At 63.7% G+C, this 21,551-nt stretch carries 22 protein-coding genes; 14 read left to right on the top strand and 8 right to left on the bottom strand.

Going from position 1 to position 21,551, the window contains the following annotated elements:
- Window positions 1-10 precede the first annotated feature (10 nt).
- On the top strand, window positions 11-790 hold the full coding sequence (locus GYA95_RS23830; RefSeq protein ID WP_003253401.1) for an exodeoxyribonuclease III: 780 nt from the start codon (window positions 11-13) through the stop codon (window positions 788-790).
- 115 nt (window positions 791-905) lie between these two features.
- Here GYA95_RS23830 and GYA95_RS23825 read toward each other — a convergent pair whose 3' ends face one another.
- Window positions 906-1,274, bottom strand: coding sequence for a DUF4870 domain-containing protein (locus GYA95_RS23825; RefSeq protein WP_003258195.1), 369 nt, complete (start codon window positions 1,272-1,274; stop codon window positions 906-908).
- 23 nt (window positions 1,275-1,297) lie between these two features.
- Window positions 1,298-2,020 (bottom strand): ribonuclease PH, encoded by a 723-nt coding sequence (gene rph, locus GYA95_RS23820; protein WP_013974792.1) that lies wholly within the window; start codon window positions 2,018-2,020, stop codon window positions 1,298-1,300.
- A 228-nt stretch (window positions 2,021-2,248) separates the two neighbouring features.
- Between rph and GYA95_RS23815 the strand changes: the two genes are divergently transcribed.
- Complete coding sequence (locus GYA95_RS23815) at window positions 2,249-3,112, top strand: YicC/YloC family endoribonuclease (protein WP_015272331.1); 864 nt, start codon at window positions 2,249-2,251, stop codon at window positions 3,110-3,112.
- A gap of 13 nt (window positions 3,113-3,125) precedes the next feature.
- A complete protein-coding gene (gene gmk / locus GYA95_RS23810; protein ID WP_015272332.1) occupies window positions 3,126-3,746 on the top strand; it encodes a guanylate kinase in 621 nt (206 codons plus the stop codon).
- A gap of 124 nt (window positions 3,747-3,870) precedes the next feature.
- Here the strand turns inward: gmk and GYA95_RS23805 are convergent, their stop codons facing one another.
- The 3 genes from GYA95_RS23805 to GYA95_RS23795 all read right to left on the bottom strand — a co-directional run bounded on the left by GYA95_RS23805 (window position 3,871) and on the right by GYA95_RS23795 (window position 7,686).
- On the bottom strand, window positions 3,871-5,412 hold the full coding sequence (locus GYA95_RS23805; RefSeq protein WP_013974795.1) for an APC family permease: 1,542 nt from the start codon (window positions 5,410-5,412) through the stop codon (window positions 3,871-3,873).
- Window positions 5,413-5,525: 113 nt separating this feature from the next.
- Window positions 5,526-6,299: a gamma-glutamyl-gamma-aminobutyrate hydrolase family protein gene (locus tag GYA95_RS23800; protein WP_015272333.1), complete on the bottom strand. Its 774-nt coding sequence runs from the start codon at window positions 6,297-6,299 to the stop codon at window positions 5,526-5,528.
- A gap of 4 nt (window positions 6,300-6,303) precedes the next feature.
- Complete coding sequence (locus GYA95_RS23795; protein ID WP_015272334.1) at window positions 6,304-7,686, bottom strand: glutamine synthetase family protein; 1,383 nt, start codon at window positions 7,684-7,686, stop codon at window positions 6,304-6,306.
- Between the two features lie 207 nt (window positions 7,687-7,893).
- Here GYA95_RS23795 and GYA95_RS23790 point away from each other — a divergent pair, with 207 nt between their 5' ends.
- The 5 genes from GYA95_RS23790 to GYA95_RS23770 all read left to right on the top strand — a co-directional run bounded on the left by GYA95_RS23790 (window position 7,894) and on the right by GYA95_RS23770 (window position 12,654).
- Window positions 7,894-8,766 carry a LysR family transcriptional regulator gene (locus tag GYA95_RS23790; RefSeq protein ID WP_013974798.1) on the top strand — a complete coding sequence of 291 codons (873 nt, stop codon included), beginning with the start codon at window positions 7,894-7,896 and terminating at the stop codon, window positions 8,764-8,766.
- A gap of 261 nt (window positions 8,767-9,027) precedes the next feature.
- Window positions 9,028-9,291 carry a DNA-directed RNA polymerase subunit omega gene (rpoZ, locus tag GYA95_RS23785; protein WP_003253383.1) on the top strand — a complete coding sequence of 88 codons (264 nt, stop codon included), beginning with the start codon at window positions 9,028-9,030 and terminating at the stop codon, window positions 9,289-9,291.
- Window positions 9,292-9,350: 59 nt separating this feature from the next.
- The gene (gene spoT / locus GYA95_RS23780; protein WP_015272335.1) at window positions 9,351-11,459 is read left to right on the top strand and encodes a bifunctional GTP diphosphokinase/guanosine-3',5'-bis pyrophosphate 3'-pyrophosphohydrolase; all 2,109 of its coding nucleotides are present in this window, start codon (window positions 9,351-9,353) and stop codon (window positions 11,457-11,459) included.
- Window positions 11,460-11,482: 23 nt separating this feature from the next.
- On the top strand, window positions 11,483-11,863 hold the full coding sequence (locus GYA95_RS23775) for a RidA family protein (protein ID WP_009684531.1): 381 nt from the start codon (window positions 11,483-11,485) through the stop codon (window positions 11,861-11,863).
- 59 nt (window positions 11,864-11,922) lie between these two features.
- Window positions 11,923-12,654, top strand: coding sequence for a hypothetical protein (locus GYA95_RS23770; RefSeq protein ID WP_015272336.1), 732 nt, complete (start codon window positions 11,923-11,925; stop codon window positions 12,652-12,654).
- Between the two features lie 141 nt (window positions 12,655-12,795).
- Here the strand turns inward: GYA95_RS23770 and GYA95_RS23765 are convergent, their stop codons facing one another.
- Window positions 12,796-13,665 carry an NAD-dependent epimerase/dehydratase family protein gene (locus tag GYA95_RS23765; RefSeq protein WP_015272337.1) on the bottom strand — a complete coding sequence of 290 codons (870 nt, stop codon included), beginning with the start codon at window positions 13,663-13,665 and terminating at the stop codon, window positions 12,796-12,798.
- A 190-nt stretch (window positions 13,666-13,855) separates the two neighbouring features.
- Between GYA95_RS23765 and exbB the strand changes: the two genes are divergently transcribed.
- From exbB to GYA95_RS23735, 6 genes are all read left to right on the top strand, one after another.
- A complete protein-coding gene (gene exbB, locus GYA95_RS23760) occupies window positions 13,856-14,830 on the top strand; it encodes a tonB-system energizer ExbB (RefSeq protein ID WP_015272338.1) in 975 nt (324 codons plus the stop codon).
- Window positions 14,831-14,833: 3 nt separating this feature from the next.
- Entirely contained in the window at window positions 14,834-15,262 is a 429-nt protein-coding gene (exbD, locus tag GYA95_RS23755; RefSeq protein WP_013974803.1) for a TonB system transport protein ExbD, read from the top strand.
- Entirely contained in the window at window positions 15,259-15,990 is a 732-nt protein-coding gene (locus GYA95_RS23750; protein ID WP_015272339.1) for an energy transducer TonB, read from the top strand. The genes exbD and GYA95_RS23750 overlap by 4 nt, the downstream gene beginning before the upstream one ends.
- Window positions 15,991-16,084: 94 nt before the next feature.
- The gene (locus tag GYA95_RS23745) at window positions 16,085-17,011 is read left to right on the top strand and encodes a hydrogen peroxide-inducible genes activator (protein ID WP_013974805.1); all 927 of its coding nucleotides are present in this window, start codon (window positions 16,085-16,087) and stop codon (window positions 17,009-17,011) included.
- Window positions 17,012-17,014: 3 nt separating this feature from the next.
- Window positions 17,015-19,093, top strand: a complete 2,079-nt coding sequence (recG, locus tag GYA95_RS23740) for an ATP-dependent DNA helicase RecG (protein ID WP_015272340.1) — start codon at window positions 17,015-17,017, stop codon at window positions 19,091-19,093.
- A 78-nt stretch (window positions 19,094-19,171) separates the two neighbouring features.
- Complete coding sequence (locus tag GYA95_RS23735; RefSeq protein WP_015272341.1) at window positions 19,172-20,575, top strand: aminoacyl-tRNA deacylase and HDOD domain-containing protein; 1,404 nt, start codon at window positions 19,172-19,174, stop codon at window positions 20,573-20,575.
- A gap of 134 nt (window positions 20,576-20,709) precedes the next feature.
- On the opposite strand, the gene GYA95_RS23730 is transcribed toward GYA95_RS23735, so the two are convergent.
- Entirely contained in the window at window positions 20,710-21,084 is a 375-nt protein-coding gene (locus tag GYA95_RS23730; RefSeq protein WP_015272342.1) for a hypothetical protein, read from the bottom strand.
- A gap of 148 nt (window positions 21,085-21,232) precedes the next feature.
- Window positions 21,233-21,532: an HU family DNA-binding protein gene (locus GYA95_RS23725; protein ID WP_013974808.1), complete on the bottom strand. Its 300-nt coding sequence runs from the start codon at window positions 21,530-21,532 to the stop codon at window positions 21,233-21,235.
- Window positions 21,533-21,551 lie beyond the last annotated feature (19 nt).

The raw sequence follows: 21,551 nt of genomic DNA, 5'->3' as shown, positions 1-21,551 counted from the left end.
GGGGCCATTTATGCGGATCATCAGTGTGAACGTAAATGGCATTCAGGCTGCGGCCGAGCGTGGTTTGCTCAGCTGGCTGCAAGCCCAGAATGCCGACGTCATCTGCCTTCAGGATACCCGCGCCTCGGCCTTTGAACTCGATGACCCAGCTTTCCAGCTCGATGGCTATTTCCTTTATGCCTGCGACGCGGAGGTGCCTGCCCAAGGTGGTGTGGCCCTGTATTCGCGCATGCAGCCCAAGGCAGTCATCACCGGCCTGGGCTTCGAGACAGCCGACCGCTACGGGCGTTACCTGCAAGCAGATTTCGACAAAGTCAGTATTGCCAGCCTGCTGCTGCCTTCGGGTATGAACGGCGACGAAGACTTGAACCAGAAGTTCAAGTTGATGGACGACTTCGCCAAGTACCTGGACAAACAGCGTCGCAAGCGTCGCGAATACATCTACTGCGGCTCGTTCTACGTGGCGCAGCAGAAGCTCGATATCAAGAACTGGCGTGACAGCCAGCAGTCGCCGGGTTTCCTGGCGCCGGAGCGTGCCTGGATGGATGCGATCACCGGCGAGATGGGTTACGTCGACGCCCTGCGCGAAGTCAGCCGTGAAGGCGACCAGTACAGCTGGTGGCCGGACAACGAGCAGGCCGAGATGCTCAACCTGGGCTACCGGTTCGACTACCAGATCCTCACCCCGGGCCTGCGCCGCTTCGTGCGCAATGCCCGCCTGCCGCGTCAGCCGCGCTTCTCCCAGCATGCGCCGCTGATCGTCGACTATGACTGGACGTTGACCATCTGAAGGCATGGGGCCGCTTTGCGGCCCTATCGCGACACAAGGCCGCTCCTACAGGGGAATGCACATCCCTTGTAGGAGCGGCCTTGTGTCGCGATAGGGCTGCAAAGCAGCCCCAGCTTTATTTGATCGGCCGCCAGATCATCGGGTAGCGATACGGCTTGCCCTCATTCGCCCGCACAGCCGCAATGATGATCAGGATCATCACCGCGACCATCAGCATGGCGAACAGCACCAGCCCGATGAACACGAACATCAGCAGGAAGCAGATGAACCCGGCAATGGTCACGCTGATCTGAAAATTCAGCGCCTCTTTGCCCTGGGCGTCGATGAAAGGGTCTTGCTCGCGCTTGAGGTGCCAAAGCACCAGCGGGCCCAGCAAGTGCCCGAGCGGCACCACCAGGCCCAGCAGCGCGGAGAGGTGGCAGAACATCGCCCACTGCCGGATTTCGGCATTGGGCGGGGTGATCGACAGGTTCGATTCGCTCATGCCCCGCACCTCCCTGGCTGGGTTCAGTCGGCCAGTGCCGCCTGCTGCAGTTCGAAGATCTCGCTCATGCCCTTCTGCGCCAGGGCGAGCATGGCGTTGAAGTCTTCAGGCTGGAACGGCGCACCTTCAGCAGTACCCTGCACTTCGATGAAACCACCGGCGCTGGTCATGACCACGTTCAGGTCGGTTTCGGCGGCGGAGTCTTCCAGGTAGTCCAGGTCGAGCACCGCTTCGCCCTGATACATGCCCACCGACACTGCGGCGATCATGTGCTTGAGCGGGTTGCCGGCTTTCAGGCCACCGCGCTTCTTGATCACCGCCAGGGCATCGCACAGAGCGACCATTGCACCGGTGATGGACGCGGTACGGGTGCCACCATCGGCCTGGATCACGTCGCAGTCGACGTACAGGGTGATATCACCGAGCTTGCTCATGTCCAGCGCGGCGCGCAGCGAACGGCCGATCAGACGCTGGATTTCCAGGGTGCGGCCACCCTGCTTGCCACGGCTGGCTTCACGCTGGTTACGCTCGCCGGTGGAGCGCGGCAGCATGCCGTACTCGGCAGTCAGCCAGCCTTGGCCCTGGCCTTTGAGAAAGCGCGGCACACCGTTTTCCACGCTGACCGTGCAGATGACCTTGGTGTCACCGAACTCGACCAGTACCGACCCTTCGGCGTGCTTGGTGTAGTTGCGGGTAATGCGGATCGAGCGGAGCTGATCGGCGGCGCGACCACTTGGACGTTTCATCTGGGATACCTGTACTGGGACTTTGAATCTGCCGAGCATTATAGAGCCCATGGCCCGGGGAAGACATGCCTATTGTCGCGCCCGGCACAGCCCGTCGCCTTTTCCTACCGGCCAGGCCACCCGTCGGTAACATGGGTGGATTGGGCGCCAAGGCCCCACTGCGCTACAATCCTGCGCCTTGCAGCCGAGAGGCTCCCACCGTTCATTCATATACGCGAGGTACTCCCCATGGTGCACAGCATGACCGCTTTTGCTCGTGTCGAGCGCGCCGGCAGCCAAGGCACCCTGGTCTGGGAGCTGCGTTCGGTCAACCACCGTTACCTGGAGCCGCACCTGCGCCTGCCCGAGGCCCTGCGCGACCTCGAAGGCGCCGTGCGTGAAGGGCTGCGCCAAGGCCTGTCGCGGGGCAAGGTAGAATGCACCTTGCGCCTCAACGAAGACAGCAACGGCAAACCGCTGAAGGTGGACCGCGAGCGCGCCGCGCAGCTGGTTGCCGCCGCCGAGGAAGTGGCCGGCCTGATCAAGCAGCCGGCACCACTGAACCCGCTGGAGGTGCTGTCCTGGCCAGGCGTGTTGGTGGCCGACGCCAACGATCCGCAGGCACTGAATACCGAAGCCATGGCGTTGTTCGATGAGGCGCTGGCCGAGCTCAAGGCCGGGCGTCAGCGTGAAGGCCTGGAACTGGCCCGGCTGATCAACGAACGCCTGGACAACATGGCCAGCGAAGTCACCACCCTGCGCGCCCTGGTGCCGCAGATGCTGGCAGCACAGCGGCAGAAGATCCTCGACCGCTTCGGCGATATGCAGGCCGAACTCGACCCGCAACGTCTGGAGCAGGAGATGGTGCTACTGGCCCAGAAGAGCGACGTGGCCGAGGAGCTCGACCGCCTCAGCACCCACGTCACCGAAGTGCGCCGCGTGCTCAAGGGTGGCGGTGCTGCCGGGCGGCGCCTCGACTTCCTGATGCAGGAACTCAACCGCGAGGCCAACACCCTCGGCTCCAAGGCCTTCGACCCACGCAGCACGCAAGCGGCGGTCAACCTGAAGGTATTGATCGAACAGATGCGTGAACAAGTACAGAACATCGAGTAAGGCCACCCCGACCATGAAGCAAAGCAGCGGCACTCTCTACATCGTTTCGGCCCCTTCGGGCGCCGGCAAGACCAGCCTGGTCACTGCCCTGACCCAGGACGACTCGCAAATCCGCGTCTCGGTCTCGCACACTACCCGGGCCATGCGCCCGGGTGAGCAGCACGGGGTGAACTACCACTTCGTCGTCCACGAGGAATTCAAGGCTCTGATCGACCAAGGCGACTTCCTGGAGCATGCCGAGGTGTTCGGCAACTTCTACGGCACCTCGCGCAGCGCCATGCAGCAGACCCTGAACCAGGGTTACGACCTGATCCTGGAAATCGACTGGCAAGGCGCCCAGCAGGTACGCAAGCTGATGCCGCAGGCTTTGTCGGTGTTCATCCTGCCACCAAGCCAGCAGGCACTGCGCGAGCGCCTGGACGGCCGCGGGCAGGACAGCGAAGAAATCATCGCCGGGCGCATGAAGGAAGCGGTCAGCGAGATGGTGCACTACGACGAGTATGACTACGTGATCATCAACGATGACTTCGACGAGGCGCTGGAAGACTTGAAGGCAGTGTTCCGCTCGAACCGCCTGCTGCTGAACAAGCAGCAACAGCGCAACAGCGGGCTTCTGAAAGAACTGCTCTCCTGAAAGACCGCATGGGGCTGCTTTGCAGCCCATTCGCAGCACAAGGCTGCTCCTACAATGGCGCAATGTACGCCATCGATGTAGGAGCAGCCTTGTGCTGCGAATGGGGCGCGAAGCGCCCCCAGCCTTATTCCTGCAATGGCAAGGTAGCCTGCTGACGCAGGGTAGCCCCCAGGAAGTACGCCGGCGCGCGCAGCCGCGACAGCATCATCAGCACGATCCCCAGCACCGAGATGATCGCGGCGATCACGAACACCAGCCCCAGCCCGCCCACATGCGAGCCGCTGCCGAAGTCCGGCGAGGCGCTGTCGATGGCTGTACGCACGAAGATAACCGACAAGATCACCCCACCCACCAGCGGGCACAAGCCGCGCATGAGGAAGTGGCGCAGGCTGTCGAACAGGCTGTGGCGGAAGTACCAGACACAGGCAAAGGCCGTCAGCGAATAGTAGAAGCAGATCATCATGCCCAGTGCAGTGATGGTATCTGCCAACACGTTCTCGCTCAGGGTGCGCATGGTCACGTAGAACAGACCCGCGGCCACGCCGGCGCAGATGGTGGCGTAACGCGGGGTCTGCGAACGAGGGCAGACGCTGGCGAACTTCTGCGGCACCGCACCGTAGTAACCCATGGCCAACAGTGTGCGCGCCGGCGACACGAAGGTCGACTGCAGCGACGCCGCGGTGCTGGCCAGCACCGCGATGGACATCAGGATCGCCAGCGGCCCCATGACCGGGCCGGCCAGGTGAGCGAAGACGTTTTCCTGGATGCGCGGGTTGTTAAGGCCCAGGCCTTGTTCGCTGATACCGGCAAACTGCAGGGTGGCAATCGCGGTGAACAGGTACAGGCCGAGGATCAGCAGCACGGTCCAGGTGGCCGCCTTGCCCGGCACCTCGTCACTGCCGACCGATTCCTCGCTGACAGTCAGGCACACGTCCCAGCCCCAGAAGATGAAGATCGACAGCGACAGCCCGGCGGCAAAGGCCGAGAAAGATTCGACGCCGAACGGGTTGAACCAGGCGAAATCGAATTCCAGCGGTGGCGGCGCCGTGGTTTCGCCGAAAGCGGCAAAGGCAAAGCCGATCAGCACCAGCAACTGCAGGGCCACCAGGCCGTATTGCACCGTCATGGTGGTGGTCATGCCGCGGCAGCAGATCCACACCGCCAGGGCGATGAACACGCAACAGGTGGTTATGTTGATGAGCAGGTTGTCGGCCAATGCCGCCAGTTCATGCTTGCCGGTGATCTGACCAAGGAACAGGTAGAAGAAGTCGACCGCCACCCCTGCCAGGTTCGACAACACGATGGTGGTGGCGACCACCAGACCCCAGCCACCGATCCAGCCGATCATCGGACCGAAGGCACGCGCCGACCAGGTAAACGAAGTACCGCTGTCCGGCTCCGCCGAGTTCAGTTCGCGATAGCCCAAGGCTACCAACAGCATCGGCAGGAAGCCGACGATGAATACCGCTGGCAGGTGCGCGCCCACTTCACGCACGGTCGGGCCAAGGGCGCCGGTCAGGGTGTAGACCGGGGCGATGGTGGAAATGCCCAGCACCACGCTGGCCAGCAAGCCCAGCCGGCCGGTGGCCAGCCCCTTGCTGCGCTGGGTGTTGCCCGCGTCGGCCGCCACATCGGGTGGGCGGCCGGCTTCTGTGTAATTGCTCATGAGTATTTGCCGTAAATTTTGGAATTGTTTTCACAGGCCTTGCGTACAAGGCCCGCTTTCACTCATTGAAAGCTTGCTGCCGGGAACAAGTCATCCGAGACCTTCGGGTGACGTCAGAGTGCCTCCTGCCGTGCGCCCTCCCGTGTTGCATAGGCAAAACAGGCCTCGCGAAACGCCTGGAACAGGCGCAACGAGACCGGGTTTTCGGTAAATCGCCACTCCGGGTGCCATTGCACGCCGAGCACAAAGCCCGGCGCGGCAGGCATGGACACCGCTTCGATCAGGCCATCCGGGGCCCGTGCCTCGACGCGCAGGCCCGGGGCCAGGCGGTCGATGCCCTGGCTGTGCAGCGAGTTGACCTCGAACTGCGCCGCCAGGCCCAGGCGCTCGAACAACCCGCCAGGCTCGATACCGACAAGGTGACGAGGGCCGTATTGCACCTCCAGAGGTGCGTCCTCTGGTTCACGGTGGTCCAGGTAGCCGGGCAGTTCCTGCACGCGCTGGTGCAGGCTGCCGCCCAGGGCCACGTTCAATTCCTGGTAGCCACGGCAAATACAGAACACCGGCACACCGGCGGCAATGGCCGCCTGCAACAGCGGCAGGGTCAGGCGATCGCGTGCCAGATCGTGCCGGGTACCTGCCGCGCTGGGGGCGCCATTGTAATGATGCGGTTCGATATTTGAAGGTGAGCCGGTAAAAACAATGCCATGCAGACGGGCCAGCAGCGCCTGCGTGTCGCTGCCCCCGTCACGGGCCGGCAAGATCAATGGCAAGCCGGCAAAGCCGGCCGCCTCGACATACTTGTCGCCTACCGTATGCGACGAGTTCTTCCCCACCTGCTGGCGGCAGGCGCTGACACCGATCAAGGGGACCGCATTTGCGCTCATGGGTTTACACCGTGTGCAGGTACCAGTTGTACTCGAGATCGGAAATCGACACTTCGAACTCGGCCAGTTCGCTTTCCTTGCAGGCCACGAAGATATCGATGTAATCCGGGCTGATGTATTGGTTGAGGACTTCGCTGTCGTCCAGTGCGCGCAGGGCATCGCGCAGGTTGTTTGGCAGGCTCTGCTCCAACTGTTCGTAGGAATTGCCTTCGATCGGCGCCTGCGGCTCGACCTGGTTGGTCAGGCCGTGGTGAACACCGGCGAGGATCGCCGCGAGCATCAGGTAGGGGTTGGCGTCGGCACCGGCCACGCGGTGCTCGAGGCGCACGTTATCGCTGCTGTCGGTGGGCACGCGCACGGCCACGGTGCGGTTGTCCAGGCCCCAGCTTGGCGCATTGGGCACGTAGAACTGCGCGCCGAAGCGGCGGTAGGAGTTGATGTTCGGGCAGAGGAAGGCCATCGACGCCGGCATGGTCTCCAGCACACCACCGATGGCATGGCGCAGCGCGTCGCTTTGCAGCGGGTCGTCACTGGCGAAGATGTTCTTGCCGGTTTTCTTGTCCAGCAACGAAATGTGCACGTGCAGGCCATTGCCTGCCTGGCCCGGGTAGGGCTTCGCCATGAAGGTGGTATCCATCTCATGGTCGTAGGCAACGTTCTTGATCAGGCGCTTGAGCAGGATCGCGTAGTCGCAGGCCTTCAGTGGGTCGGCCACATGGTGCAGGTTGACCTCGAACTGTGCCGGGGCGCTTTCCTTGACGATGGCGTCGGCGGGCAGGCCTTGCTCCTTGGCCGCTTCGAGCATGTCCTGCAGGCAGTCGGCATATTCATCGAGGTCGTCGATCAGGTACACCTGGGTCGACTGCGGGCGTTTGCCGGAAATCGGCGAGCGCGGCGGCTGCGGGCGACCGTTGAGGTTGTCCTGGTCGATCAGGTAGAACTCCAGCTCGAACGCGGCGCAGATATCCAGGCCCAGGTCATCGAACTTGCTCACCACCTGGCGCAGTACTTCGCGCGGGTCGGCGAAGAACGGCTGGCCATCCAGTTCGTGCATGGTCATCAGCAGCTGGGCGGTGGGGCGCTTCTGCCACGGCTCGTCCGACAGCGTGCCGGGGATCGGGAAGCAGATGCGGTCGGCATCGCCGATGTCCAGGCCAAGGCCGGTGCTCTCGACGGTGGACCCGTTGATGTCCAGGGCGAACAGCGATGCTGGCAGGTTGATGCCCTTCTCGTACACCTTGTGCAGGCTGGCCCGCTCGATGCGCTTGCCACGTACCACGCCGTTCATGTCGGAGATCAACAGGTCGACGTACTGCGTGTCCGGATGGGCCTGGAGGAAGTCATTCATCTCGCTGGAAGAACTGGCGCACGGGGTTACCGACGTCATGGCTGTACATCCTTTGATTTGCTGCGGCGATGTGGGGGATACGGCTGGCGCCTCACGGGCGACGATGGTTGCAGCTGTTGTTCTTTTCACTTTCCCATCGTGGGGATTGGTTACCCGACCGGGCGCATTGATTCCCGGGGGCCGTTTCACTATAAAATGGCCAAAACGCAACAGACATTGGCAATTCGGCAAGCAGAGCGTGCACCAATGCAATATCAGATTACCCATGCCGACCTCTCCCTGGTCCTGGCCCTGGAACGTGGCCGCTCGCTGGCCAAGGCTGCCGAGTTGCTCAAGGTCGATGTTTCGACGGTGTTCCGCTCGATCCGCCGGCTGGAGTCGGCGCTGGGCACCGCCTTGTTCGTCAAGAGCCGCAAAGGCTACCTGCCGACCGACACCGCCCAGGCCCTGGCCGAGCAGGCCGAGCGCGCCGAGCAGGCGCTGGAGGCGGCGCGCATCGCCATGACCAGTGGCGAGCAGGTGGTCAGCGGCACCGTGCGCCTGACCTGTACCGAGGCGGTGATGCACAGCCTGCTGCTACCGGCGCTGGCCGAGTTCATGCCCAACTACCCGGCCTTGTCGCTGGAGATGGGCACCTCCAACACCTTCGCCAACCTCAGCCGGCGCGATGCCGACATTGCCCTGCGCCTGACCAACACGCCGCCGGAGCACCTGGTGGGCCGCAACCTGGGGTCCACCTCCTACGTGGTCTGCGGCCAGCCGCAGTGGCGCGAGCGCCTGGCCGAGTCACCTGCCAGCGTGCCGTGGATCGCCCCCGACGACTCGATGCAGGACCACCCCACGGTGGTCTGGCGCAACCAGCAGCACCCGGGGTTGAGCCCGCGCTACCAGTGCAGCGGCATGTCGACCATCGCTCAACTGGTCACGGCCGGGCTCGGCGTGGCAGCGCTGCCGGACTACATGGTGCATGCTCTGCCCGGGGTGGATGCGCTGAGCGGGCCGCTGCCGGGTTGCGACACCCAGCTGTGGCTGCTGACCCGGCCGGACTGCCGGGCGTTGCGCTCGGTGCAGACCCTGTTCGAGGAGCTGACCCCGCGGTTGCGTGACGCGATGCTCTGAGGTTATCGTCAGGTTCAAGCGATAGGGTGTCTGTTCCGGCCCTTTCGCGGCTGAAGCCGCTCCCACAGGGTGCGGTGATTAACCTGAGGACAATGCGGTCCCTGTGGGAGCGGCTTCAGCCGCGAAGAAGGCAACACAGGGCTTGAAGGTAACCACCCGACAAAACAGCGCTTCCCTATTGGCTGGTGATTTTTTAAACTATCGAGTCCGCCTGCCCATTATCGGGCTGCACGCCCACCGCAATTGCTACTGAGGAAGACCATGGCCCGCGTAACTGTTGAAGACTGCCTGGAACACGTGGATAACCGCTTTGAGCTGGTCATGCTCTCGACCAAGCGCGCTCGCCAGCTGGCGACCGGCGGCAAAGAGCCACGCGTTGCGTGGGAAAACGACAAGCCGACCGTTGTTGCCCTGCGTGAAATCGCCGAAGGCATCGTCACCAACGAGTTCATCGCCGCTGAAGAGATCGTCACCGAGGATCCGGTGTTCGCCGCGTTCGAGGACGAGAACAACGAGGCTGTCTGATTGATGCCAGGTCGACGTCGCACGGCGCAAGGCCCCCTTCCTCGGCAGGAGGTGAACCCATGCCGGGTATAGAAGCCTTGGCCGAACGGCTGTCGACCTACCTTGGCCCCGAACAGGTCAACCTGGTCCGGCGCGCCTATTTCTACGCCGAACAGGCCCACGATGGGCAGCGCCGCCGCAGTGGCGAGCCCTACGTAACCCACCCGCTGGCCGTGGCCAGCATCCTTGCCGACATGCACATGGACCATCAGAGCCTGATGGCGGCCATGCTGCACGACGTGATCGAAGATACCGGCATCGCCAAGGAAGCCCTCAGCCAGCAGTTTGGCGAGACCGTGGCCGAACTGGTCGATGGGGTCAGCAAGCTGACCCAGATGAACTTCGAGACCAAGGCCGAGGCGCAAGCCGAAAACTTCCAGAAGATGGCCATGGCCATGGCCCGCGATATCCGCGTGATCCTGGTCAAGCTGGCCGACCGCCTGCACAACATGCGCACCCTGGAAGTGCTGTCCGGCGAAAAACGCCGGCGCATCGCCAAGGAAACCCTCGAGATCTACGCCCCCATTGCCAACCGCCTGGGCATGCACACCGTGCGCGTTGAGTTCGAGGACCTCGGCTTCAAGGCCATGCACCCGATGCGTTCGTCGCTGATCCACCGTGCGGTGAAAAGCGCACGCGGCAACCGCAAGGAGATCGTCGCCAAGATCGAGCATTCGCTGGCCAACTGCCTGGCCGCCGACGGCATCGAGGGCGAGATCAGCGGCCGGCAGAAACACCTCTATGGCATCTACAAGAAGATGCGCGGCAAGCGCCGCGCCTTCAACGAGATCATGGACGTGTACGCCTTCCGCATCGTCGTGGACAAGGTCGATACCTGCTACCGCGTACTCGGTGCGGTGCACAACCTCTACAAGCCGCTGCCCGGTCGCTTCAAGGATTACATCGCGATCCCCAAGGCCAACGGCTACCAGTCGTTGCACACCACGCTGTTCGGCATGCACGGCGTGCCCATCGAAATCCAGATCCGCACCCGCGAGATGGAAGAGATGGCCAACAACGGCATCGCCGCACACTGGCTGTACAAGTCCAACGACGACGAGCAACCCAAGGGCAGCCACGCCCGCGCCCGCCAGTGGGTCAAGGGCATCCTCGAGCTGCAGCAACGTGCCGGCAACTCGCTGGAATTCATCGAAAGCGTGAAGATCGACCTGTTCCCGGACGAGGTCTACGTGTTCACGCCCAAAGGCCGCATCATGGAGCTGCCCAAAGGCTCCACGGCGGTCGACTTCGCCTACGCGGTGCACACCGACGTCGGCAACAGCTGCATCGCCTGCCGCATCAACCGCCGCCTGGCGCCGCTGTCCGAACCGCTGCAAAGCGGCTCGACAGTGGAAATCGTCAGCGCCCCGGGCGCGCGGCCGAACCCGGCCTGGCTCAACTTCGTGGTTACCGGCAAGGCGCGCACGCACATCCGCCACGCGCTCAAGCAGCAGCGTCGCTCCGAGTCCATCAGCCTGGGCGAACGCCTGCTGAACAAGGTGCTCACCGGCTTCGACAGCAGCCTGGAAATGATCCCCCAGGAGCGTATCCAGGCCATTCTCGCCGAGTACCGCCTGGAGCTGATCGAAGACCTGCTCGAAGACATCGGCCTGGGCAACCGCATGGCCTACGTGGTCGCGCGCCGCCTGCTGTCGGCCGAAGGCGAGCAGCTGCCGGCACCGGAAGGCCCGCTGGCGATTCGTGGTACCGAAGGGCTGGTGCTGAGCTACGCCAAGTGCTGCACGCCGATCCCGGGCGACCCGATCGTCGGCCACCTGTCAGCCGGCAAGGGCATGGTCGTGCACCTGGAAAACTGCCGCAACATCAGTGAAATCCGCCACAACCCGGAAAAGTGCGTACAACTCTCCTGGGCCAAGGACATCACCGGTGAGTTCAATGTCGAGTTGCGTGTCGAACTGGAACACCAGCGCGGCCTGATTGCCCTTCTGGCCAGCAGTGTCAACGCCGCCGACGGCAACATCGAGAAGATCAGCATGGACGAACGCGACGGCCGTATCAGCGTGGTCCAACTGGTGGTCAGCGTGCACGACCGCGTGCACCTGGCGCGTGTGATCAAGAAGCTGCGTACCCTGACCGGTGTGGTCCGCATCACCCGCATGCGTACGTAGTCCGCCAACCGCAAGGAGTCATCATGAGCAAGACCGTCATCAACAGCGACAAGGCCCCTGCCGCCATCGGCACCTACTCGCAGGCGATCAAGGCCGGCAACACCGTGTACATGTCGGGCCAGATCCCGCTGGACCCGAAGACCATGGAACTGGTCGAAGGCTTCGAAGCCCAGACCGTACAGGTGTTCGAGAACCTCAAGGCCGTGGCTGAAGCCGCTGGCGGTTCGTTCAAGGACATCGTCAAGCTGAACATCTTCCTCACCGACCTGAGCCACTTCGCCAAGGTCAACGAGGTGATGGGCCGCTACTTCGAGCAGCCTTACCCGGCCCGCGCCGCCATCGGCGTTGCCGCGCTGCCGAAAGGCGCCCAGGTCGAAATGGACGCCATTCTGGTCATCGAATGATGCCCTCGGTGACGGGCACCCCGCCCGTCACCTTCCCTCCTTTGCAAGGTTATCCCCTCATGCGCCAAGCACTGCCCCTCGCGCTGGCAGCCCTGCTTATGGGCGGCTGCGCCAGCCACAAACCCGAAGATTTCAACGGCACCTGGATCAATCAGGACGCCATCAATGCGGCCGTCAAGGGCGGCAGCCTGCGTCAGGCGCTCAATGAGCACGGGCCGGTATTCGAGTGGAAGCTCGACGTAGCCAGCCAACAGGCCAGCTACAGCAATGGTTTCGAAGCGGCCGACGGCCAGCTGAGCGCCACCGACAAGCAATGGCAGGCCAGCTTCCAGGGTGGCCAGACCGAACAGCTGTCGCTCGATGGCGACGAACTGCAGGCGGTCGATCAACGCGGCGGCAAGCAGACCTTCGTTCGCGCCAAAGCACCAGCGGCGACCAATGCGCCACTGGGCAGCACCTTCGAGAAAGCCCTGTACCAGGCCTATCTGGGCGGCAACTGGAAGATCGTCGAAGGCCAGGGCAAAGGTGCCAGCGTGCGCTTCGGCGACACCGGCAACGTCACCGGCCTGCCAGGGCCAGACCGTTTCGCCCTGTGCCTGGCGGGTGACTGCGCGACCATGGGTGGCAGCAATGACAGCCTGTGGCTGGAGCGCAACCAGCGTGGCGCGCCGTTCATCCTCAAGCGCGATGGCGACAAGCTGGAGATCTTCCAGGCGGTGAACCGCGCGCAGCCGGATGAAATGCCAGTGTTGGCGGCCGGCAAGCGCCAGTGGGTGCTGGAACTGGACTGAAAACCTGCGCGGTCCCTGTAGGAGCGGCCTTGTGTCGCGATGGGGCGCGCAGCGGCCCCAGGATTTCAGCGTCGCCGCATAGAATGCCGGGGCTGCTTCGCAGCCCTATCGCGGCACAAGGCCGCTCCTACAGGGGGCGCATCAGGCCTGAGGCTGGTTTTTACCCTCAAGGATGGCCGCATAACCTTCCCTGTAACTCGGATACACCGGCGCCCAGCCCAATGCCCGCGCCCGGGCATTACTGCAGCGCTTGCTGCCGGTACGGCGCACCCGCTGCTCATCCGACCACTCGGTTACCCCCATGTACGCCCGCAGCCAGGCCACCACATCGGCCAGCGGCGCCGGGTCGTCGTCGACGCCGATGTAGCAGTCGTCGAGCACCTTGCCGTCGGCATCGGCCTGCAACAGGAACGCCAACAGGCTGGCAGCATCCTCAGCATGGATGCGGTTGCCATACAGCGGTGGCTCCTCGGCCACGCGGTAGCCCTGGCGCACCTGACTGAGCAGCCACTCGCGGCCGGGGCCATAGATGCCGGTCAGGCGCACCACACTGGCCGGGATGCCGCTGGCCAGTGCCAGCCGCTCAGCCTCCAGCATCAACCGCCCGGAATAACCTTCAGGCTCGGTGGCCGCGCCTTCTTCGATCCACTCGCCGTCCTTCTGTGCATACACGCTGCTGCTGGACACGAACAGCAGCCGTCGTGGGCGTTGGCCGCGCTCGGCCAGCCAGCCCAGCACATGGCGCAAACCGTCGACATAGGCTGCCTGGTAACCCGCCTCGTCATGCTGGCTCGCCGCCACGCAATACACCAGGTAGTCCGGCGCGCGCTGCGGCCAGGCGTCTGGAAGCGATGGCACGGACAAGTCCGCTGCCACAGGCACGACCCCCGCAGGCAACTGCCCGACCGAGCGACGCAGGCCGCTCACCTGCCAACCGCGCGCAAGCATCTGCCGGGCAAGGCGCCCGCCTACATCACCACATCCCACCACCATCACGGAAAGGTCTGACATCTCTAAACTCCCTAGACCAATTGATCAGCCCGACCACGCTACACGATGGATGGCTAGACCATAGGCGAAAAAAGCAACAAGATTACTTTTGTTAACAAGAATTACTTGCAATAATGGCCGCCAAATTGTTCTCGGCCTACCTCGAGGCCTTGGAGAACGTTAACTTCATTCTTCATCAGGTCCGGCCAGCATGACACGTACTCAACCTTCCGCTTCGCCAACCCCGTTGCGCGCCTGGCGCGCCATCGCCGCGCTGACACTCAGCCTGGTGCTGGCCCCAGTGGCCATGGCCGATGAGCCAACCGCCAATGCTGCCGCGCCTGCTGCCGCTACCGCACCGGCTGCTCCGGCAGTTGCTCCAGCCGCAGCACCGGCCAGCGGTGCAGTTGCCGCCACCCCGGCTGATGCCCCGGTCGCTGCAGACCCGAGCGTCGAGGCTCTGGTTGAAGACACCTCGCTGGGCATGGCCCACGACCTGTCCCCTTGGGGCATGTACAAGAACGCCGACGTGGTGGTGAAGGCGGTGATGATCGGCCTTGCCATCGCCTCCATCATCACCTGGACCATCTGGATTGCCAAAGGCTTCGAGCTGATGGGCGCCAAGCGTCGCCTGCGTGGTGAAATCGCCCTGCTGAAGAAATCCGCCAGCCTCAAGGAAGCCAGCGACGTTTCCAACAAGGAAGGCACCCTGGCCCACACCCTGGTCCACGACGCGCTCGAAGAGATGCGCCTGTCGGCCAACGCCCGCGAAAAAGAGGGCATCAAGGAGCGCGTCAGCTTCCGCCTGGAGCGCCTGGTACACGCCAGTGGTCGCACCATGAGCAGCGGCACCGGCGTACTCGCCACCATCGGCTCCACTGCGCCATTCGTCGGCCTGTTCGGTACCGTATGGGGCATCATGAACAGCTTCATCGGCATCGCCAAGACCCAGACCACCAACCTGGCCGTGGTTGCCCCAGGTATTGCCGAAGCCCTGTTGGCCACCGCCCTGGGTCTGGTCGCCGCAATTCCGGCCGTGGTCATCTACAACGTCTTCGCCCGTTCCATCGCCGGCTACAAGGCCCAGGTGTCCGACGCCTCCGCCCAGGTGCTGCTGCTGGTCAGCCGTGATCTGGACCACCAGGGCAGCGAGCGTGTTGCCCCGCACATGGTGAAAGTGGGGTAAGCCATGGGCCTGCATCTCAACGAAGGTGGCGACGACCTCGCCGAAAACCACGAAATCAACGTTACGCCGTTCATCGACGTGATGCTGGTGCTGCTGATCATCTTCATGGTCGCAGCCCCCTTGGCCACGGTCGACATCAAGGTCGACCTGCCGGCCTCGACCGCCAAGCCGGCGCCGAGGCCCGAGAAACCGGTGTTCGTCAGCGTCAAGGCCGACCAGAAGCTGTACGTCGGTGATGACCAGGTCCCTGCCCCCGACCAGCTTGGCCCGATGCTCGACGCCAAGACCAAGGGCGACAAGGAAACCACCATCTTCTTCCAGGCTGACAAAGGCGTGGATTACGGTGACCTGATGGAAGTGATGAACAACATGCGCGCGGCCGGCTACCTGAAAGTCGGTCTGGTAGGTCTAGAGACGGCAGCCAAGAAATGACAAGAACGCGCTCGAACATGGCGCGCTACGGTGGCAGCCTGGCGATCGTGCTGGGCGTGCACGTGGTCGCCGTGCTGCTGACGCTCAACTGGTCGGTGCCCCAGGCCATCGAACTGCCACCGGCAGCCATGATGGTCGAGCTGGCGCCGTTGCCGGAGCCTGCGCCACCACCGCCCCCGAAAGCGGCGCCGCAGCCACCGGCACCGGTCGAGGAACCGCCGCTGCCGAAGCTGGCCGAGGCACCCAAGCCCAAGATCGCCATTCCCAAGCCGCCCAAGCCAAAGGCCAAGCCACAGCCGCCCAAGCCCGAGAAAAAGCCTGAGCCGCCGAAGGAAGCACCGCCGACCGAACAAACGGTAGACGCACCGCCCAGCAACACGCCACCGCAGAAGTCCGCGGCACCGGCACCGAGCATTGCGTCCAACAGCAAAGCCCTGCCGACCTGGCAGAGCGACCTGCTGCGTCACCTGGCCAAGTACAAGCGTTACCCGGAAGACGCGCGCCGTCGCGGGCTGCAGGGCATAAACCGCTTACGTTTCGTGGTCGACGCCGAAGGCAAGGTGGTGTCGTACTCCATGGCCGGAGGTTCGGGTAGTGCCGCCCTGGACCGGGCGACCCTGGAAATGATCCGTCGGGCCGGCACGGTACCCAAGCCGCCACCCGAGTTGTTGAACAATGGCACGATCGAAGTCGTGGCCCCGTTCGTCTACTCGCTGGACCGCCGCTGAGACTTTTGTTTCTGTCACAAATCGGCAAGTCTGATAACGTGCGTCTATCGATTGCAGCCGCTATGCTGGGCTCGCAACTTCATGGACGCACGTTATGACCCTCACAGAATTACGCTACATTGTCACACTCGCCCAGGAACAGCATTTCGGCCATGCCGCCGAACGCTGTCACGTGAGCCAGCCGACCCTGTCGGTCGGTGTGAAGAAGCTCGAGGATGAGCTTGGCGTGCTGATCTTCGAGCGCAGCAAGAGCGCGGTCCGCCTGACCCCGGTCGGCGAAAGCATCGTCGCCCAGGCGCAAAAGGTACTGGAGCAGGCCCAGGGCATTCGCGAGCTGGCCCAGGCCGGCAAGAACCAGCTGACTGCGCCACTCAAGGTCGGTGCCATCTACACCGTCGGCCCGTATCTGTTCCCGCACCTGATTCCGCAGCTGCACCGCGTGGCACCGCAGATGCCGCTTTACATCGAAGAGAACTTCACCCACGTACTGCGCGAAAAGCTGCGCAACGGCGAACTGGACGCGGTGATCATCGCCCTGCCGTTCAACGAAGCCGACGTGCTGACCCTGCCACTTTACGATGAGCCGTTCTGCGCCCTGATGCCGGCTGACCACCCGTGGACAGCGAAAAAGACCATCGACACCGCCATGCTCAACGACAAGAGCCTGTTGCTGCTCGGTGAAGGCCACTGCTTCCGTGACCAGGTACTGGAGGCCTGTCCAACGCTGAACAAGGGCGGTGAAGGCTCCAAGCACACCACGGTGGAGTCCAGCTCGCTGGAAACCATCCGTCACATGGTGGCCTCGGGCCTTGGCGTGTCGATCCTGCCGCTGTCGGCGGTGCACAGCCACCACTACGCCCCCGGTGTCATCGAGGTTCGCCCACTGACCGCACCGGCACCATTCCGCACCGTAGCCATCGCCTGGCGCGCCAGCTTCCCGCGGCCGAAGGCCATCGAGATCCTCGCCGACTCGATCCGCCTGTGCTCGGTCGCCAAAGCCCCTGCGGAACAACCGGCCTGAGTCATGAGTGAGCTGTCGAAGGTCCCGGTGACGGTACTCAAGGGGGTTGGCGAGGCCATGGCGGAGAAGCTCGCCAAGGTCGGCCTGGAGAACCTGCAGGACGTGCTGTTCCACCTGCCCCTGCGCTACCAGGACCGCACCCGCGTGGTGCCGATCGGTCAACTGCGCCCTGGCCAGGACGCGGTGATCGAGGGCGTGGTCAGCGGCGCCGACGTGACCATGGGCAAGCGCCGCAGCCTGGTGGTGCGCCTGGGTGACGGCAGCGGTGTGCTGAGCCTGCGCTTCTACCACTTCAGCAACGCGCAGAAGGAAGGCCTCAAGCGTGGCACCCACCTGCGCTGCTACGGCGAAGCACGCCCCGGCGCTTCGGGCCTGGAAATCTACCACCCGGAATACCGGGCGCTGAACGGCGACGAACCGCCGCCACCGGTCGAGCAGACCCTGACGCCGATCTATCCGTCCACCGAAGGCCTTACCCAGCAACGCCTGCGGCTGCTGTGTCAGCAGAGCCTGGGCCTGCTGGGCCCGCGCAGTCTGCCGGACTGGCTGCCCGACGAACTGGCCCGGGACTACCAACTGGCGCCGCTGGACGATGCCATCCGCTACCTGCACAACCCGCCGGCCGATGCCGACCTCGACGAGCTTGCCGAAGGCCAGCACTGGGCCCAGCACCGCCTGGCCTTCGAAGAGCTGCTGACCCACCAGTTGTCGCAGCAACGCCTGCGTGAAAGCCTGCGCAGCCTGCGCGCGCCAGTGCTGCCCAAAGCCCAGCGCCTGCAGGCACAGTACCTGGCCAACTTGGGTTTCCAGCCGACCGGCGCACAGCAGCGGGTGGCCAACGAAATTGCTTACGACCTCAGCCAGCAAGAGCCGATGATGCGCCTGGTGCAGGGCGATGTGGGTGCCGGCAAGACCGTGGTCGCCGCCCTGGCCGCGCTGCAGGCCTTGGAAGCCGGCTACCAGGTGGCCCTGATGGCACCCACCGAGATCCTCGCCGAACAGCACTACATCACCTTCAAGCGCTGGCTCGAACCGCTGGGCATCGAAGTCGCGTGGCTGGCCGGCAAGCTAAAGGGCAAAGCCCGGGCAGCCGCCCTGGAGCAGATCGCCAATGGCGCGCCAATGGTGGTCGGCACCCATGCGCTGTTCCAGGAAGAGGTGAAGTTCAAGCACCTGGCCCTGGCGATCATCGATGAACAGCACCGTTTTGGCGTGCAGCAACGCCTGGCCCTGCGCAAGAAGGGCGTGGCCGGGGAATTGTGCCCGCACCAGCTGATCATGACCGCCACACCCATTCCGCGCACCTTGGCCATGAGCGCCTACGCCGACCTGGACACCTCGGTGCTCGACGAACTGCCACCCGGACGCACCCCGGTGAACACCGTGCTGGTGGCCGATAGCCGCCGCTTCGAAGTGGTCGAGCGGGTGCGCGCCGCCTGCGCCGAAGGGCGCCAGGCCTACTGGGTGTGCACACTGATCGAAGAATCCGAAGAGCTTACCTGCCAGGCCGCCGAAAGCACCTACGAGGAGCTGGGCAGCGCCTTGGGCGAGCTGCGGGTGGGGCTGATCCACGGGCGCATGAAGCCGGCGGAAAAAGCTGAGATCATGGCTGAGTTCAAGGCCGGCAACCTGCAGTTGCTGGTCGCCACCACGGTCATCGAGGTGGGCGTGGATGTGCCCAACGCCAGCCTGATGATCATCGAGAACCCAGAGCGCCTGGGCCTGGCACAGTTGCACCAGTTGCGTGGCCGGGTTGGCCGGGGCAGCGCCGTCAGCCATTGCGTGCTGCTGTACCACCCGCCACTGTCGCAGATCGGCCGCGAGCGGCTAGGGATCATGCGGGAAACCAACGACGGCTTCATCATCGCCGAAAAGGACCTGGAGCTGCGTGGCCCGGGCGAGATGCTCGGCACCCGCCAGACAGGCCTGTTGCAGTTCAAGGTCGCCGACCTGATGCGTGACGCCGACCTGCTGCCGGCCGTGCGCGACGCCGCCCAGGCCCTGATCGCACGCTGGCCGGAGCACGTCAGCCCGCTGCTCGATCGCTGGCTGCGTCATGGCCAGCAATATGGCCAAGTGTGACGCTGGTCCCATAATGGATCCAGATTTGCCCAGAGGCTGGTTATACTTCGCGTTTAAAGGAATCAGTGGATACGGACCATGACTGAAGTTGCCCTGGACACCGCAACCCCACACGCTCCCTCGGTCATCCGGCTGCTGCTCGACAAACTCGGCGTGGCCTACCGCGAGGTGGTCGAACATCCGCACCTGCCGGCAGCGTCGCGGGTACAGGCCGTGCTGCTCGACGACGAGGTCGGCGCCCTGATGGTGCTATTCCCGCAGAGCCAGCTGCTGGACCTCAACCGCCTGGCCGAACTGACCGGTCGCAAGCTCACTGCGGTGTCGGTGCCTCGCCTGAAGCAGATGCTGGACAAGCACCAGCTCAAGGCCCTGCCGGGCATCCCGGCGCTGACCAGCTCGCCGTGCCAGTACGAAAAGAGCCTGCTCGACGCCGAAACCGTATTTATCCAGTCTGGCGAAGCCGGCCTGCTGCTGGAAATCGAACGCGCACACTTCAAGCGGATGCTGGCCAAGGCCAGCGCCAGCAGCTTTGGTCAGGAAGTCGAGGCAATCAACCCCAACCTCGACCGCCCCGATGATGACACCCGGGAAATCACCAACGCCGTCCAGGCCTTCACTGCCCGGCGCATCCAGAAGCGCCTGGAAGAAACCATCGAAATCCCGCCGCTGGCCGACACCGCGCAAAAGATCATCAAGCTACGTGTAGACCCCAACGCCAGCATCGACGATATCACCGGCGTGGTCGAAACCGACCCGGCGCTGGCGGCACAGGTGGTAAGTTGGGCGGCATCGCCCTACTACGCCTCCCCTGGCAAGATCCGCTCGGTGGAAGACGCCATCGTGCGTGTGCTGGGCTTCGACCTGGTGATCAACCTGGCCCTGGGCCTGGCGCTGGGCAAGACACTGAGCCTGCCGAAAGACCACCCCCAGCAGGCCACGCCGTACTGGCAGCAGTCGATCTACACCGCCGCGATCATCGAAGGCCTGACCCGCGCCATGCCACGGGCCGAGCGCCCCGAGGCCGGCCTGACCTACCTGGCCGGGCTGCTGCACAACTTTGGCTATTTGCTGTTGGCGCACGTGTTCCCGCCGCACTTCTCACTGATCTGCCGCCACCTGGAGGTCAACCCGCACCTGTGCCACACCTATGTGGAACAACACCTGCTGGGCATCAGCCGCGAGCAGATCGGTGCCTGGTTGATGAAGCTGTGGGACATGCCGGAAGAACTGTCCGCCGCACTGCGCTTCCAGCACGACCCGGCATATGAAGGCGAGTTTTCGGCGTTCCCCAACCTGGTGTGCCTGGCTACCCGCCTGCTGCGCTCGCGGGGGATTGGCTCTGGGCCACAGCAGGAGATTCCTGACGAGCTGCTGGAACGGCTGGGGATTACCCGGGACAAGGCCGAGGATGTGGTGAACAAGGTGCTCGAGGCAGAGAGCCTGCTGCGTGAGCTGGCTTCGCAGTTCCACGCACCGCACTGATATCAAAAGGGGCCGCTTTGCGGCCCAATCGCCGGCAAGCCAGCTCCCACAGGGATAGCACTGCCCTCAGGCCTGTGTCGAACCTGTGGGAGCCGGCTTGCCGGCGATTGGGCTGCAAAGCAGCCCCTTCAATTTCAGGCCTTCTTCTTCGGCTTCAGGTACTTCATCAACCCCTGGAACCACATCACCAGCGCCGGGTTGCCCTTGATCTGGATGTGCTTGTCCTGAATCCCCTGCATGAACGCCAACTGCTTGTTACCTGCCTGCATGGTGGTGAAGCCATAGGCGGCGTCCTTGAAGGCAATGGCGAACGCTGGCTGCGGGTGCGCACCGCCTTTGCTGCTGACGCGTTCGTTGTTGACTATGAAGTGCCGGGCGACCTTGCCGTCCAGGGTCTGCATCTGGAACACCAGGTCCTTGCCCTTGAGCTGCTGCTGGAACGCCGGGTTGTTGCGGCTGGCCCTGGCCATCAACAGCCCCATGGCCCAGAGAAGAAAGCGGAACTTCATCAACGCGCCTCGAATTAAAAGTGACTAAGGCGCGCAGTCTATCCTTTTCCAGAACTATTTATGCAAGTTCGAAACATTTTGCCTGCAGAAAGCACAACGGGCGCCCTGGGGCGCCCGCTTGGCTGACACTGGAGTTGTCAGGGAGCGATCACTTGCCTTTCTTGGCCGGCTTGACGGGGGCGTTGACGCTGTCGCGCAGGTTCTTGCCTGGCTTGAAAGCCACGGTATTGCTGGCCTTGATCTTGACCGGTTCACCGGTTTGCGGGTTCTTGCCGGTACGCGCACCGCGATGACGTTTTTCGAAGGTGCCGAAACCGACCAGGGTCACGGTGTCCTTGTCCAGGGCACCCGTGATGCTGTCGAGAATCGCGTTCAAAACCTGATTGGCCTTTTCCTTGGTCAGATCGGCCTTTTCGGCGATGACGGCGGCGAGTTCTGGTTTGCGCATAGTGAAGCCTCTTTGACGG

The sequence above is a fragment of the Pseudomonas asiatica genome (genome assembly GCF_009932335.1).
Lineage (GTDB): Bacteria > Pseudomonadota > Gammaproteobacteria > Pseudomonadales > Pseudomonadaceae > Aquipseudomonas > Aquipseudomonas asiatica.
The sequence above is the reverse complement of the archived record's forward strand: the minus strand, read 5'-3'. Positions and strand labels throughout refer to the sequence as shown.